Origin of the sequence: uncultured Gemella sp. (assembly GCF_963537375.1) — a bacterium.
Lineage (GTDB): Bacteria > Bacillota > Bacilli > Staphylococcales > Gemellaceae > Gemella.
On the sequence record NZ_CAUTDQ010000016.1, the window covers coordinates 1 to 14,340 of the forward strand.

The following is a 14,340-nucleotide window of genomic DNA, read 5'->3' on the forward strand; positions in this document are numbered from 1 at the left end:
ACTAAATAGTTCTCTCGCACACTAGTTTCAAAAACTTCTCTGCGCCAAAAAGCACTAATTTTGGCTTAGGTATAACGATATTTAAAAATGGAACAAATTCGTTAGAAAACTATTCAAAAGCTGTTGAATTTGCATTAAAAGAAGATAAAGATATATTAATTGAAGAATTTATAGAAGGAACAGAGTATAGATTTTTCGTAATTGAAGGAAAAACAGAAGCTGTATTATTAAGAGTTCCTGCCAATGTAGTTGGTGATGGAAAACATACAATCAGAGAATTAGTTGAGATAAAAAATTTTAATCCTTTAAGAGGAGATGCGAAAAAAACTCCACTAAAAAAAATTGAATTAGGAGAAATTGAAAAATTACAATTAGCCGAACAAGGATTAAATTTTGATTCTATATTACCAGAGAATAAGATCGCATATCTTAGAGAGAACTCTAATATAAGCACAGGTGGAGATTCTGTAGATATGACTGATTCTGTTCATGAAAGTTATAAAAAATTAGCTGTAGAAATTACTGATGCTATGATGGCTAAAGTATGTGGAGTTGACTTGATTATTCCAGATATAACAGAAGAAATAAATGGAGAAAATTATGGTGTTATTGAGGCTAATTTTAATCCTATGATGATGATGCATATTTATCCACATTCAGGTAAGTCAAGAAGATTGTCATTAAAAGTACTGAAAATGTTATTCCCGGAAAGAAATATTAAATAATACAAGTATAATTGATGAATAGTTAATGAATAAGATAGTATAAATAAGTACTATCTTATTTTTATATTATATAAAAATAGAAAGAATATTATGAAAGGTTGAAAATAATATTTTCATATCATTATTTTTTAAATAAAAATTTACATATAGAGTGACTAAAATATGACTTAATTTAACTTACGAAAGCTATATTAATACTTTTTATAATTAAATAATAAAAAAAAATATGTTTTATATCTTATCTTATAAAATAGAAATCGATTTCAGTGTTTGTAAAGTAAGAAACTAAAACATTTACAAAAAAATTAATAAATGATATAATCTATTTGTATGCAAAGGTATACACGTCATAATAAAATAAGTATTATATAAAAGGAGGTACTAAGATGGTAGGAATTATCATCGCGAGTCACGGTGAATTCGCTGCTGGAATTAAACAATCAGGTTCTATGATTTTTGGTGAACAAGAAAAAGTAGAATCAGTTGTATTTATGCCAAGTGAAGGACCTGAAGACTTGCAAAGAAAACTTCAAGAAGCTATTACTAAAGTAGATTCTGAAGAAATTCTTTTCCTTGTCGATCTTTGGGGTGGAAGTCCATTTAACCAAGCTAACAAGTTATTTGAAGAAGCACCAGAGAAAAGAGCAATCGTAGCAGGATTAAACTTACCAATGCTTATCGAAGCATATGCTAGTAGATTCACTATGACAACAGCTCACGAGATTGCAAAAGCAATCACACCAACAGCTATTGATGGAGTTAAAGTTCGTCCTGAAGAACTACAACCTAAAGCAGCTGTAGCTGAAAGTACAACAGCAGCACCTCAAGGAGAAATTCCTGAAGGTACAGTATTAGGAAATGGGAAAATCGATTTTGTATTAGCCCGTATCGATACTCGTCTACTACATGGACAAGTTGCAACTAACTGGACAAAAGCAACTCATCCAAACAGAATTATTGTAGTTTCAGATTCAGTATCAAAAGATGAATTACGTAAAAAACTTATTGAGCAAGCAGCTCCTCCAGGAGTACGCGCACACGTAATTCCATTAGATAAACTTGTTCAAGTTTATAATGATCCAAGATTTGGTGATACAAAAGCATTATTATTATTTGAAACACCACAAGATGCACTGGCAGTAATCGAAAAAGGAGTAGAAATTCCGGAATTAAACATTGGTTCTATGGCTCACTCTGTTGGTAAAGTTCAAATTAACAACGTATTATCATTAGATCAAGAGGATGTAGAAGTATACAAAAAACTTCGTGATTTAGGTGTTAAATTTGATGTACGTAAAGTATCTAACGATTCACCGTCAGATTTATTCAAACTTATTGAAGCTAAATCTAGCGAAGGTTTAAAATTATAATTTAATAGTAATTAGGAGGACACTATGGAATTTAGTATTCTAGCAGTTATATTAGTCCTTGTTGTTGCGTTATTAGCTGGTATGGAAAGTATCTTAGACCAATTCCAATTCCATCAACCAATTATTGCTTGTTCTTTAATCGGTTTAGCAACAGGACATTTATCAGAAGGTATTATTTTAGGTGGAGCTCTTCAATTATTAGCACTTGGATGGGCTAATATTGGGGCTGCGGTTGCTCCCGATGCAGCTTTAGCATCAGTAGCATCTGCTATTATTTTCATTAAAGCTGGTGACTTTTCAGCTGAAGGACGTATTATCGCTATCGCAACGGCTGTTACGTTAGCTACAGTAGGACTTGTACTTACAATGGTTGTTCGTACATTATCAGTAGTTATCGTTCACCAAGCTGACCGTGCGGCAGAACACGGTAACTTCCGTGGAGTTGAATTTTGGCACTACGTAGCTCTTGCAGCTCAAGGATTACGTGTTGCTATTCCAGCAGGGTTATTAATGTTTATTCCATCATCAGTAGTTCAAAAAGCTCTTGAAGCTTTACCAAAATGGTTCACTGAAGGTATGGCAATCGGTGGAGGAATGGTAGTTGCAGTTGGTTTTGCGATGGTTATTAACCTAATGGCAACTAAAGAAGTATGGCCATTCTTCTTCTTAGGATTCGCATTAGCACCAATTAGCCAATTAACACTTATCGCAACTGGTATCATCGGATTATGTTTAGCAATTATCTACCTAAACCTTTCTAAAAACAAAGGTGGAGGCGGAAGTGGAAGTACTTCATCTGGAGATCCACTAGGCGATATCTTAAATGATTATTAATAAGGAGGAACTACAAAATGTCAGAGAAAAAAATTACATTAAGTAAAAAAGATCGTCGTAGCGTAATGTTACGTTCTCAGTTCCTTCAAGGTTCATGGAACTATGAACGTATGCAAAATGGTGGTTGGGCATTCGCATTAATCCCGGCACTAAAAAAACTATATCCAAATAAAGAAGATGCTACACAAGCATTAAAACGTCACTTAGAGTTCTTTAACACTCACCCATATATTGCAGCACCAATTTTAGGGGTTACACTTGCTTTAGAAGAAGATAAAGCAAATGGAGCTGATATCGATGATGCGGCAATCCAAGGGGTTAAAGTTGGTATGATGGGACCATTAGCAGGTATTGGGGATCCAGTATTCTGGTTTACAATTCGTCCTATCCTTGGAGCTATCGCAGCTTCATTAGCAACTGGTGGTTCAATTATTGCACCATTATTCTTCTTTATCGCATGGAACTTAATCCGTATTGGATTCTTATGGTATACACAAGAATTCGGATATAAAAAAGGTTCTGAAATTACAAGTGACCTTTCAGGTGGTATTTTACAAACTATTACAAAAGGAGCTTCAATCCTTGGTATGTTCGTAATGGGTATCTTAGTTCAACGTTGGACTAACATCAGTTTCCCATTAGTAGTTTCTAAAGTACAATTAGATGAAAAAGCATTTATTCATTTCCCAGAAAAAGGAACACACATTACTGGTGAAGTATTACAAGATATTGTTACAAAAGCAACAAGTGGTAAGTTCTCATTAACACCAGAAAAAGTTACAACATTACAAGATAACTTAAATCAACTTATTCCTGGATTTGCAGCGTTATTATTAACATTCGTATGTATGTGGTTATTAAAACGTAAAGTAAGCCCAGTAGTAATAATCTTTGGATTATTCGCTTTAGGTGTAATTGCTCACGTAGCAGGTGTAATGTAATAAAGCATAGGAGGTTGAGGCAGGATGTCTCAACTTCCTTTTTAAAATTAGTAAAGAAAATAGAGTGGAGGTGTTAGTTATGGTAGTATCTATGAATACTAAAGTAGTTTATACAACGAAAGCTAATTGTCTTACTGGATCAATTGGGAACAAGCATGGAGATGTTATGGTAGGAGATAAAGCCTTTGAGTTTTATAATCATAGAAATCCAGAAGATTATATTCAAATACCTTGGACTGAGATTGAAAAAGTACGAGCACAGATGTTTTTTAGAGATAAATATATCAGAGGATTTTTTATCGATACAAAAAGAGCTGGAAGTTTCAATTTTATAGTCAAAAATTCTGGAAAATGTTTAAAAGAAATGAGAGAATTTATTGGTAATGACAAGATAGTAAGGAATAAACCGGTATTATCATTAAAAAAATTATTTAGAAAAAAAGATTAATACATTGATATTAGTCTTTTTTAATTTTAAAAATATTTTCATGAAAACGTAATGCAAATAGTATATTTTTCTTGCATTTTCTGAATGTTTATATTAAACTAATATAGTATTCGAAAAAACAGTATTATAACACCGTGTAGGTGTACTAATTTTAGAAGAAAAAGAAAGAGGTATATTAATGGAACTATCATCAAATTCGCCTACTCGAAGGCAAGGGATAATTATGTTTGCACTGCTAATAACTGCGTATGTAGTATTTGCTACAAACTGGGTAGCAGGATCAAACTTATCGAAGCAGATTACTGATCATTATTTTAATGGTGAGAAAGTATCACCTATAATATCTGAGGTTGTCAACTATACAATTACGATCGCTAGAATTATAGCTAATTTATTAGCAGCATTTATTTTGATTAGATTACATCCAAGAAAAGCTGCAATGTTAGCATTATTTTGTCTATGTTTTTCATTTTTTGCTATATTTACTCATAATTATTGGTTATATACTGCATCTAGAATGATAATGGCATTCGGTGGCTCAATGATTATAGTTTTCATAAATTCATTTGTGGCGAAATTTATACCAAATGATAAGAAAATAATGACAAGTGCAATTATTACCGCAGCATACAATGTGGGAGCTGCTTTGGTTGCTATATTATTCCTGCTTTTCAAGGAACATTTTGTAGACGATTGGCGTTATACAATGATAGGATTTAGTATTTTTAGTATAATCTTATTTGTATGTTGGTTAATATTCTCTCGTGATTTTGAACCAACAATTACATGGAAACACCCAAACTATTTTGTATATAAACTATTAATTGAATCAAAAGAAGTTGTGCATGAAGAAGAAGTGAAAAAATATACTTATGCTGATGGGTTTAAAGATAAGTTCATTTATGTGTTTTCACTTGGATTTGGTGGATTTTTATTCTTATACGTAATGCCATTAGTATCATTACCTAGGGTAGTAGCTGAACATGCAAAAAATGCTCAATTTAAACCAGAGTTTATGATCCTAACTGTAACAGTAGGTGGAATTATTGGAACTATTTTTAGTTTATTGGTTACTAGAAAATTAAATTTCAGAAGAAAACCATTTTTAATTGCTCATGGTGTATTAATGATTGGATTTATGGGGTTAGGGCTATTTTTAGTATCAACCAATGTCGTTTTAGCATATACAATGTTCAGTTTGTCTGGATTTTTCATGTACTCACAGTATCCTGTATATCTAAACTTACCTTATGAGTTGCCAAATATGAATTCACAAAGGTTAACTATAATGTTTGGAATTTTCTGGGCATTTGGATATGCAATTTATACATTATTTAACTTTACATGGAGTTTAGTACTAAATCATATGGGATACTCTACATCAATTATGTTCTATTTATTAGGAAGTGTAATCTATATTATTTTTGTTTTTACTTTCCCAGAAACAAGACCGAAGAAATAATAAAGAAATCTTTAGAGGTAAAAAATATCTCTAAAGATTTTTTATTTTAAAATTATGTTAACTAAAATGAAATAATTTTGATATGCTTCTGTAATTTTCACATTAGCTATAATTTAGTTAGAAATAATATAATATTTCTTAATGCAAATTAATAGGGTATATATATAAAATATGGTATATTATCTTTAAAAGTATAAATTAAAGGAGAGAAACATGAGTAAAATAAAGAAAACAGCATTAATAGGAGTAGTAGGAGCATCTGCACTGACAGCAGGTTATTATACTTTTGTAAAACCGAGTATACAAACTACTACTTCAAATCAAAAAACACAGAAGACTAATCAAGTGGAAAATAAAGAATCAAAAAATACAACCAATAATACAACTTCTTCAAAAAAAGAGGGGGTATCGTACAAAGATGGTACCTACACTGGTGCAGTAACAAAAACAAATAAAGGAGATTTCCAAGTTAGTGTTGTTGTTCAAGGTGGAAAGATTTCTAATGTAAATGTACTACTTCAACCTGACGAAGAGTTTTCACAAAGTATTAACAAAACAGCTTTACCTAAGTATGTTGAAGAAACGATAGAAGCACAGAGTAGTGATATTCCATTGGTATCTGGTGCTTCCGAAACTTTTGAAGGGTTCAAAGGTTCGCTACAAGATGCGTTAAATAAGGCAAAATAAGATGATTAAGTATAAAACTTATGTTTTGAAAAGAATGAATATGCCTTTTACTATTTCTTTAGTAAATAATAAATTTGATGAAACTTTAGTTGTAGCGTTGGATCAAATTATTGATGAGATTGATAAATGTTTGAAAAATGTAGAAGAAAAATTTTCACCGTTTCTTCCTAATAGTCTAGTTAGTAAACATACAGATATAGGTGAAGTTTTACAAGAAAATTTTTTTGATTTTGAATATCAAGAAGTTTATAGTCGTTCAATTTTAGCAAAAAGAGATACTAATGGTTTATTCGATCCGTTTTTTGAAGGAAAATATAATCCGACAGGATTTGTTAAAGGTTGGGCTATAGAAAATACTTTTACAAAATATATAAAGCCACTAATTGATAATAATATTATAGAAGCTGGTGCAATTAATGGAGCTGGGGATATGCAAGTAGGTACTAGTTCTGATAGTGATTTTTCTTGGCAGATAGGAATAGAAAATCCTGAGGACAGAGGAAAAATAATAGCTAAATATAATATAAAGAACGGGGCGGTTGCAACCTCGGGAATTAGTAAAAAAGGTCAACATATTAAAAGTGATAATGAGATTAAACATGTTCAAGTTACAGTAGTTGGAACATATCTATCAGATGTCGATGTATTGGCAACAATAGGTGTTGCTGCTGATGAAAATACTTGGCGTGAAATTGTAGAAAAAAATAAGTTATCTGGAATTTTATTAACAAAAGAAGGAATTAAAAGAGTTTTTGAGGAAGGAAAAATAATAGATGTTGAGAGAACATAAATTCATATTTAATATGATTTGGTTAATAGTATTATTAACGATACCATTACCATTGATAATAACAGTAGGAAATGGTTTACCTGAAGTGTATGGAAGCAGAGTATTAGCGATTAATTTAGGAGTATTTGCATATTCATGGATGCTTTCGGCAATATTCCTGTCAACTCAACCTAAATGGTTAGATAGAATAATAGGTTTACCTGATATGTATATAATTCATGGAGTAACTGCAATCTTTGCTGTAATTTTTATGTACTTACATGATCAGTTACTAAAGTCATCAGGGCTCATAGAGTTCACAGGTCAATGGTCAATGTATATATTTATGGCGGTAATTGTCTATTCTCTTGTTTTCATGGCAGGTTGGTTAACTTCAAGGATTAGCATTTTGATGAAAATAAAGAAAATATTAGAAAAAATTTTTAAACATGAATTATCTATGTGGATACATAGACTTAATTTAGTAGCTGCATTACTAGCTTTCTTACATATTGTCTTGATACCATATATTAGAAGTATAGTTCCATTTATAGTTTTAGTAATTTTATATACTGTAATAGCATTTGTAGCGTACGGACACTATGCATATAATAAATACTTGAATGTTCAAGTTGGTATTTTAAAAAATGTCAGAAAAGTAGATGGAAATATAACGGAATTAACTATATCGACTAGTAAAGCTGTTTTAAGAAAAATAGAAGCGGGAGATTTTGCATTTATATCTTTTCCTAATATAAGAGGAATGAAAGAACCTCATCCATTTTCTATTTTAAATATTCCAGAACGTGATGGGTACGTTCAAATGTTGATAGAAGGAGTAGGAGATTTTACTAAAAATCTATCTAATTTAGAAGTAGGAGAAAAAGTTAATTTAACAAGAGGATATGGAGTCTTAAGTTCAATGATAGAAAAATCTGGTAAGAATGAAAAGTTTGTTCTTATTGGAGGAGGAATTGGTGTCGTTCCTTTATTAGGTTTAGCAGATAAATTTGATAATAAAGACATTACATTTTTATATACTGTAAAAAAAGATAAGAAATTATTATATCAAGAAAAATTTGAATTGTGGAATGAAAGAAGTAATTTTAAATCACATTGTCAAAATGGGAGGTTTAATTCTGAACAATTAAGTGATTATTTACCAATTGGAGATGACTATAATTATATTATTGCAGGCCCAATGGTAATGAATATTTCATATGAAAAACTATTAAAAGAAAAAGGGATAGGAAAAAATAGAATATTCTATGAAGGATTTAATTTCTAACATATAGATTAAAAAGGTTATATGGCTATAGTTAGCCGTATAATCTTTTTATTTGTTATATAATCGTATAGTCTAAAATTAATTATGGTGTTATAATAATTAATGATATAACATCATAGGAAAGCAGGATGAACTTGAAAAAAATTGCAATAATATTAATAAGAAAAAGCTCGAGGGGATTAATCGATAAAAATATAAAGTTGTTTTGTGGTAAACCATTATGTTTTTACACGATAGATATGGCATTAGGAAGTGAAAAATTTGATGAAGTATGGATATCTTCTGATTCAGGAGAATATTTAGATATTTGTAGAGAAGAATATGGTGGGAAATGTATTTATAAAATTCGTGATAAAAATGTTTCATTAGATTCTTCAACCACATTCGATACACTAAATTATCTATTTAAGAATATACAAGAAAATTTCATATTTATGAATTTACAAGTAACTTCACCAATAAGGAAAACAGAACATATAATAAATGCATTTGATTCATTTGTAGATTGTGATCATTTAGTTTCATTTAGTAATTATAGATTGAATAAAAGTTTATTTATGGATGAAAATGATGGATATCTAATTCCATCGAGGCATGGTGGCGACTATAGAAGGCAAGATAAACCAGTCAATATTTATCCAAACGGTTCAATATGGATGTCAACAAAAGAAAGTTATTTGAGGGATAGGACATTCTATACAAAGCAAACAAAGGTATTTAAGATGGAAAAAGTCTATAGTTACGATATAGATGATGAATTAGATTTTTTCATATGTGAAAGTATATATAAGAAAGTGATGAATAAGTAAAAAAGAATCGTAGAAAATTTATATTTCTACGATTCTTTTTATATATTATTGTCTACGAGCATTCTGATTGGCTCTTGCCGATCGATTAGTATTATTAGCCGTTGCTCTTGAGTTTGTTTGTGCTCCATTAGTAGTATTAGCTGAATTTTGACCAGTTGCACGAGTATTAGTTGAATTAGTTAATGAATTGAAAACTTGAGTTAATGCTGAGCGATTTTCACGTTGTTTTTGAGCAAGTGCAGCTTGATAAACTGCATCACGATCACTACCAGCATACATGTAATCAGTTTCTTTATTTCTTTCTTTAGCGTATTCAACTCCGTTTTTAGTCTCTATTCCAGCAGGTTTTTCAAATGCAGCGGGAACCTTGTTATCTGAAGCTTTTTTTAGAACATTCGCCATTATAACTTGGGTTGTTTTTGCCTGATTATAAGATAATGCTTTGGCAGCAGAGTCTACTACATCAGCACCTTGCCAAACTGCAACAGTATAGTCTGTTGTATAACCTATCATCCAACTATCTTTAGTTGAATTTGCAACATCAATACCGTAGTTATAATAAGCAGAATCATCAAAGGTACTTGATCCAGATTTACCAGCCATATCAAAGTTAGGGATTTTTCCGTCAGGAGAAGTACCATTATCAGTTAAAACACCTTTTAAGACATTTGTCATAAGATAAGCTGTTTCTTCTGACATTGCTTTTACAGGTTCAGATTTAATGTTTACTAATTCTTTACCATTAGCGTTGAATACCTTAACAATAGTTGATGGTTTGTTGTAGTAACCTTTATTACCAAATGAAGCAAAGGCTCCAGCCATTTGTAAAGTGGAAACTCCATCAACATTACCACCGATTGCTGTTGTAGGTTCATCTTTAGTTACAGGAATACCTAGTTTTTCAGCAAAGAACTTAACTCTTTCATGTCCTACAGATTCAAAAGCGCGTACTGCTGGAATATTGTAAGACCAAGCTACTGCACGAGTCATAGGTACTGTTCCATGATAAATTCTATCCCAGTTTTGAATATAAAAATTAGTTCCTGGAATTTGGTAAGGTGAATCAGAGAATGTTGTCTGTGGATCCCAACCATAATATTCTATACCAGGAGCATAGTCGATTAGAGGTTTAATTGATGAACCAGGTTGTACACGTGCGTCTACTGCGAAGTTATAACCACCGGCTTTATAATTTTTTCCTCCACCAATAGCTTCAACAAGTCCAGTCTTAGTATCAAGAACAGATATAGCTGCTTGAGAAGCATGTGGTATCATTGGGTAAGATTGATTATCTAACATATCTTGAACATACATTTGTAATTCAGGGTTTAAGTTAGTATAAACTTTTAATCCCATAGATAGTGGATCTTTGACATTTTCAAAGTTTTTATTTTCTTTTAATTCTTTTATAATTTGATCTATGTAAGCAGCAAATTTAGGATTATAAGTGTGTTGGTTAGCTCTTTCTTCTTTTGTTTTGCTTACAACACCTTCAGTAATTGGAGTATTGACTGCATTATTGTATTCATCTTCTGAAATTTTTCCATTACTTAAAAGTGCATATAATACAGTATCACGTCGTTCTTTAGCTTGCTCAGGATAATCATAAGGATTATATAAGATTGGTTGTTGAGGCATCCCTGTTAAAAGAGCAACTTGAGGTAAAGTTAACTGATCTAATTCCTTATTATAGAAATATTTAGCAGCTGTTTTTACTCCGTATTGACCATCAGAATAGTATATTTTGTTCATATACATTTCTAATATATCTTTTTTAGAATATTTATTTTCTAACTTTAGAGATAAGTATGCCTCTTGAATTTTACGCTGTAATGACTTATCTGATGTAAGTAATGAATTTTTTACTACTTGTTGAGTTATAGTACTTGCACCCTGTTGAGCAGAATTAGAACGTATGTTAACAAGAACTGCTTTGATAAGACGAATAGGATCGATACCAAGGTGAGAATAGAATCTTGTATCCTCTGTTGAAAGGACCGCATCAGTTATATTCTTGGGAATATCTTCTAATGATACGTATTCTCTTTTTTCAGCTCCAACAGTAGCGATTAAATTAAGATTTTTATCATAAATTTCCGATGATAAAGGATCTTGTAAGTTAGCCTGAGTAATATCAGGAACATCTCTTAATTCACGTGCAAATAGTATCATAACAACAAAGAATAATACTAAGCAGATAGAAAAAAAGATTGAACTTATATATTTAAACAAAGTTTTCATCTGTTATTAAAACTCACTTTCATTATTTTTTATAGTATTTAAATAATCTAATCTTATTTTATAGTTGAATGATAATTCAAATGCCGATTCTTCAAATTCATTAAGTTTTATTGATTTTCTTCCTCCGTTTTTAGCTCGATCATGAAAGAATATAAAATTTTTAAAAGGTAAAATAAAAGTTCTGTCTATTTTTTTAAAACGAACTATAATAAAAGTTATTCCACCGTGATTAAAAATTTTTTGCATATGTTCGATTTGATGATCATGGATATTGTTTAGAGAAAACGAGGTGGCTGAATTAGTTTCTTTTGCCTCGAAATCGATATATTTTCCATTCCAAAGCCCGTTATAATCCGTAGTAGAAGGTGTTTTATAGAATGCTTTGGTAATCATAGCGCTAGATCTACTGGGATAATTAACTTCAACAATTTGAATAGGAATTGGCTTTTTATGAATTACGGCTATGTCATTATTTAAATAATATTTATTCGCAAAATTTATATCTTCTTCAAGTTCCATACCTCGATTAGAATATTTAGTTTTTTGAATAAAATTACCTTTTTTATTAGGATAATTAAACATATATCCCTCCATAAATAATTATCTTATTAATTATACTATATTATCGGAAAAAATTAAATTACTAACAACTAAAAATATGATATTTTTGAAAAAACTTGAAAAATAAATAACATAAGGTAAAGATAAGAAGTGTTGATAAATTAGTAATAATTAAAAGCACTATTAGTACTAGAAAAAGATATATAACAGTATTAAATTTAAAAGTTGATGTAAAATAATAGTTTACATAGTATAGCTGAATTAATAATGTTCAGGGATAGAATGTCATTGTTTGAAAATTAATAACAATAGATAATGATTGAGTAATATAGTAATAACTTTATAAAAAAGTGAATATTTTTGAAAAAAAGTATAAGATTTGTGGTATAATATAAGTAATTTTAAAAATGAGAGGTGGTATTGTTATGAGACAATCAAGAACATTTATTCCAACAACTAGAGAAGTGCCATCCTCTGCAGAAGCAACAAGTCATAAGTTGCTTATTAAAGCGGGGATGGTGAAGCAGGTATCTGCAGGAGTTTACACTCATCTTCCCTTAGCTACTAGAGTAATTCAAAAAATTGAAAAAGTTATAAGAGAAGAACATGAAAAAATTGGTGCTGTAGAATTACTAATGCCAATTTTACAATCAGATGAATATTGGAAAAAATCTGGTCGTTGGAACAAAATGGGAGACGAGTTAATTCGTGTTACAGATAGAAAAAATGCTGGGTATGCATTAAGTCCAACGGCTGAAGAAATTATATGTCAAACAGTTAGTAATATGGTAACTTCATATAAACAACTTCCAGTAAACTTATATCAAATTCAAACTAAATTCCGTGATGAAATTCGTCCACGTTTAGGTTTATTACGTTGTAAAGAGTTCATCATGAAAGATGGTTATTCTTTCCATGATACTCCAGAATCTTTAAGAGAAACTTATAAAGATTATTATCAAGCATATAGTAATATTTTTGATAGATTTGAACTTAAATATCGTGCGGTAAAAGCCGACTCTGGAAATATTGGAGGAAGTTATACTCATGAGTTCCAAGCTTTAGCAGAAGTTGGGGAAGATACTATTGCATATACTGAAGAGAGTGATTACGCAGCAAATATTGAAACTGCAGCAGTAGTTGAACAAAACTATACTATGCCTACTGATTTTGAGAAAAAAGAGCGTAGTTTATTAGAAACTCCAAATCAACAAACTATTGATGATATCGCTGCATACTGTGGTGTTGATGTAAACCGTGCTATGAAAGCATTAGCTTTAAAAGCCGATGGAGAATTCTATTTAGTTCTTATGCGTGGTAACGATCAACTTAATGATATAAAATTCATGAAAGCTACAGGAACTTCTGAAGTAGAAATGGCAACTGAGCAAGAAATTGAAGAAGTTATGGGTGGAGTAGTAGGTTACATGGGACCATTTGGCATTAAAAACTGCAAAGTAATCGGTGATAATGCTATTAAATATATGTACAACCACAGCTGCGGAGCTAACAAAAAAGGATTCCACTATATTAACGTAAATCCAGGAGATTATGAAGTAGATGCTCACTACGATCTTCGTATGATTGAAGAAGGAGATTTAGCTGAAGATTTATCAGGACCAGTTAAATTCGCTAAAGGTATCGAGGTAGGACAAGTATTTGAACTTGGAAAAGGATATTCAGAATCTATGGATATTACTTACTTAGATGCTAATGGTCGTGCAAATCACTTCTATATGGGATGTTATGGAATTGGGGTAACACGTGTTATTTCAGCAATCATTGAACAACATAGTGATGATAAAGGAATTATCTGGCCTAAAGAAGTAGCTCCATATCAAGTTCACTTAGTGTGTGTAGATGTTAAGAAAGAAGAACAAGTAAAACTTAGTGAGGAATTATACGCTCAATTAACGGCTGCTGGGTATGAAGTACTTTATGATGACAGAGCAGAGCGTGCTGGAGTTAAATTTAACGATGCGGACTTAATCGGTATTCCATTACAAGTAGTTGTAGGTAAAAAAGCTGGTGAAGGAATCGTAGAAGTTAAAGAAAGAAAAACTTTAGAAAAAGTTGATACAGAAGTTGCTGATGTATTAGCTAAAGTAGAAGCATTCTACAAATAATTAAGAAAAAGTTAAAATAATAAATACCAATTAAAAATAAATAGTTAATAGAAAATAACCATTTGTTTTTAGTTGGTAT

Annotated in this window: 13 protein-coding genes; 11 read left to right on the forward strand and 2 right to left on the reverse strand. The window is 30.9% G+C overall.

Going from position 1 to position 14,340, the window contains the following annotated elements; genetic code table 11:
• Positions 1-473: 473 nt before the first annotated feature.
• The 10 genes from RYK99_RS04315 (at position 474) to RYK99_RS04360 (ending at position 9,333) form a co-directional block, all read left to right on the forward strand.
• Positions 474-725: a hypothetical protein gene (locus tag RYK99_RS04315; RefSeq protein ID WP_314990452.1), complete on the forward strand. Its 252-nt coding sequence runs from the start codon at positions 474-476 to the stop codon at positions 723-725.
• 386 nt (positions 726-1,111) lie between these two features.
• Positions 1,112-2,095 carry a mannose/fructose/sorbose PTS transporter subunit IIA gene (locus RYK99_RS04320; RefSeq protein WP_314990454.1) on the forward strand — a complete coding sequence of 328 codons (984 nt, stop codon included), beginning with the start codon at positions 1,112-1,114 and terminating at the stop codon, positions 2,093-2,095.
• A gap of 24 nt (positions 2,096-2,119) precedes the next feature.
• The gene (locus tag RYK99_RS04325) at positions 2,120-2,929 is read left to right on the forward strand and encodes a PTS mannose/fructose/sorbose transporter subunit IIC (protein ID WP_314990456.1); all 810 of its coding nucleotides are present in this window, start codon (positions 2,120-2,122) and stop codon (positions 2,927-2,929) included.
• 17 nt (positions 2,930-2,946) lie between these two features.
• A complete protein-coding gene (locus RYK99_RS04330; RefSeq protein WP_314990458.1) occupies positions 2,947-3,870 on the forward strand; it encodes a PTS system mannose/fructose/sorbose family transporter subunit IID in 924 nt (307 codons plus the stop codon).
• 79 nt (positions 3,871-3,949) lie between these two features.
• Positions 3,950-4,318, forward strand: coding sequence for a DUF956 family protein (locus RYK99_RS04335; RefSeq protein WP_204643768.1), 369 nt, complete (start codon positions 3,950-3,952; stop codon positions 4,316-4,318).
• Positions 4,319-4,496: 178 nt separating this feature from the next.
• Positions 4,497-5,780 (forward strand): MFS transporter, encoded by a 1,284-nt coding sequence (locus RYK99_RS04340; RefSeq protein WP_314990461.1) that lies wholly within the window; start codon positions 4,497-4,499, stop codon positions 5,778-5,780.
• A 213-nt stretch (positions 5,781-5,993) separates the two neighbouring features.
• Positions 5,994-6,467 carry an FMN-binding protein gene (locus RYK99_RS04345; RefSeq protein ID WP_314990464.1) on the forward strand — a complete coding sequence of 158 codons (474 nt, stop codon included), beginning with the start codon at positions 5,994-5,996 and terminating at the stop codon, positions 6,465-6,467.
• Between the two features lies 1 nt (position 6,468).
• Positions 6,469-7,257 (forward strand): FAD:protein FMN transferase, encoded by a 789-nt coding sequence (locus RYK99_RS04350; RefSeq protein ID WP_314990466.1) that lies wholly within the window; start codon positions 6,469-6,471, stop codon positions 7,255-7,257.
• A gap of 13 nt (positions 7,258-7,270) precedes the next feature.
• Entirely contained in the window at positions 7,271-8,524 is a 1,254-nt protein-coding gene (locus RYK99_RS04355; RefSeq protein ID WP_314990468.1) for an iron reductase, read from the forward strand.
• Between the two features lie 128 nt (positions 8,525-8,652).
• Positions 8,653-9,333 (forward strand): acylneuraminate cytidylyltransferase family protein, encoded by a 681-nt coding sequence (locus RYK99_RS04360; protein ID WP_314990470.1) that lies wholly within the window; start codon positions 8,653-8,655, stop codon positions 9,331-9,333.
• A gap of 45 nt (positions 9,334-9,378) precedes the next feature.
• On the opposite strand, the gene RYK99_RS04365 is transcribed toward RYK99_RS04360, so the two are convergent.
• On the reverse strand, positions 9,379-11,574 hold the full coding sequence (locus RYK99_RS04365) for a PBP1A family penicillin-binding protein (RefSeq protein WP_314990472.1): 2,196 nt from the start codon (positions 11,572-11,574) through the stop codon (positions 9,379-9,381).
• Positions 11,575-11,580: 6 nt separating this feature from the next.
• Positions 11,581-12,156 (reverse strand): Holliday junction resolvase RecU, encoded by a 576-nt coding sequence (gene recU / locus RYK99_RS04370; protein WP_314990474.1) that lies wholly within the window; start codon positions 12,154-12,156, stop codon positions 11,581-11,583.
• A 404-nt stretch (positions 12,157-12,560) separates the two neighbouring features.
• Between recU and RYK99_RS04375 the strand changes: the two genes are divergently transcribed.
• Positions 12,561-14,261: a proline--tRNA ligase gene (locus RYK99_RS04375; RefSeq protein WP_314990476.1), complete on the forward strand. Its 1,701-nt coding sequence runs from the start codon at positions 12,561-12,563 to the stop codon at positions 14,259-14,261.
• Positions 14,262-14,340: the final 79 nt, after the last annotated feature.

Bases quoted from the DNA above. Each gene is read 5' to 3' on its own strand.
- RYK99_RS04315 (WP_314990452.1), top strand. From the start codon at position 474: ATGACTGATTCTGTTCATGAAAGTTATAAAAAATTAGCTGTAGAAATT.
- RYK99_RS04320 (WP_314990454.1), top strand. From the start codon at position 1,112: ATGGTAGGAATTATCATCGCGAGTCACGGTGAATTCGCTGCTGGAATT.
- RYK99_RS04325 (WP_314990456.1), top strand. From the start codon at position 2,120: ATGGAATTTAGTATTCTAGCAGTTATATTAGTCCTTGTTGTTGCGTTA.
- RYK99_RS04330 (WP_314990458.1), top strand. From the start codon at position 2,947: ATGTCAGAGAAAAAAATTACATTAAGTAAAAAAGATCGTCGTAGCGTA.
- RYK99_RS04335 (WP_204643768.1), top strand. From the start codon at position 3,950: ATGGTAGTATCTATGAATACTAAAGTAGTTTATACAACGAAAGCTAAT.
- RYK99_RS04340 (WP_314990461.1), top strand. From the start codon at position 4,497: ATGGAACTATCATCAAATTCGCCTACTCGAAGGCAAGGGATAATTATG.
- RYK99_RS04345 (WP_314990464.1), top strand. From the start codon at position 5,994: ATGAGTAAAATAAAGAAAACAGCATTAATAGGAGTAGTAGGAGCATCT.
- RYK99_RS04350 (WP_314990466.1), top strand. From the start codon at position 6,469: ATGATTAAGTATAAAACTTATGTTTTGAAAAGAATGAATATGCCTTTT.
- RYK99_RS04355 (WP_314990468.1), top strand. From the start codon at position 7,271: ATGATTTGGTTAATAGTATTATTAACGATACCATTACCATTGATAATA.
- RYK99_RS04360 (WP_314990470.1), top strand. From the start codon at position 8,653: ATGAACTTGAAAAAAATTGCAATAATATTAATAAGAAAAAGCTCGAGG.
- RYK99_RS04365 (WP_314990472.1), bottom strand. From the start codon at position 11,574: ATGAAAACTTTGTTTAAATATATAAGTTCAATCTTTTTTTCTATCTGC.
- recU (WP_314990474.1), bottom strand. From the start codon at position 12,156: ATGTTTAATTATCCTAATAAAAAAGGTAATTTTATTCAAAAAACTAAA.
- RYK99_RS04375 (WP_314990476.1), top strand. From the start codon at position 12,561: ATGAGACAATCAAGAACATTTATTCCAACAACTAGAGAAGTGCCATCC.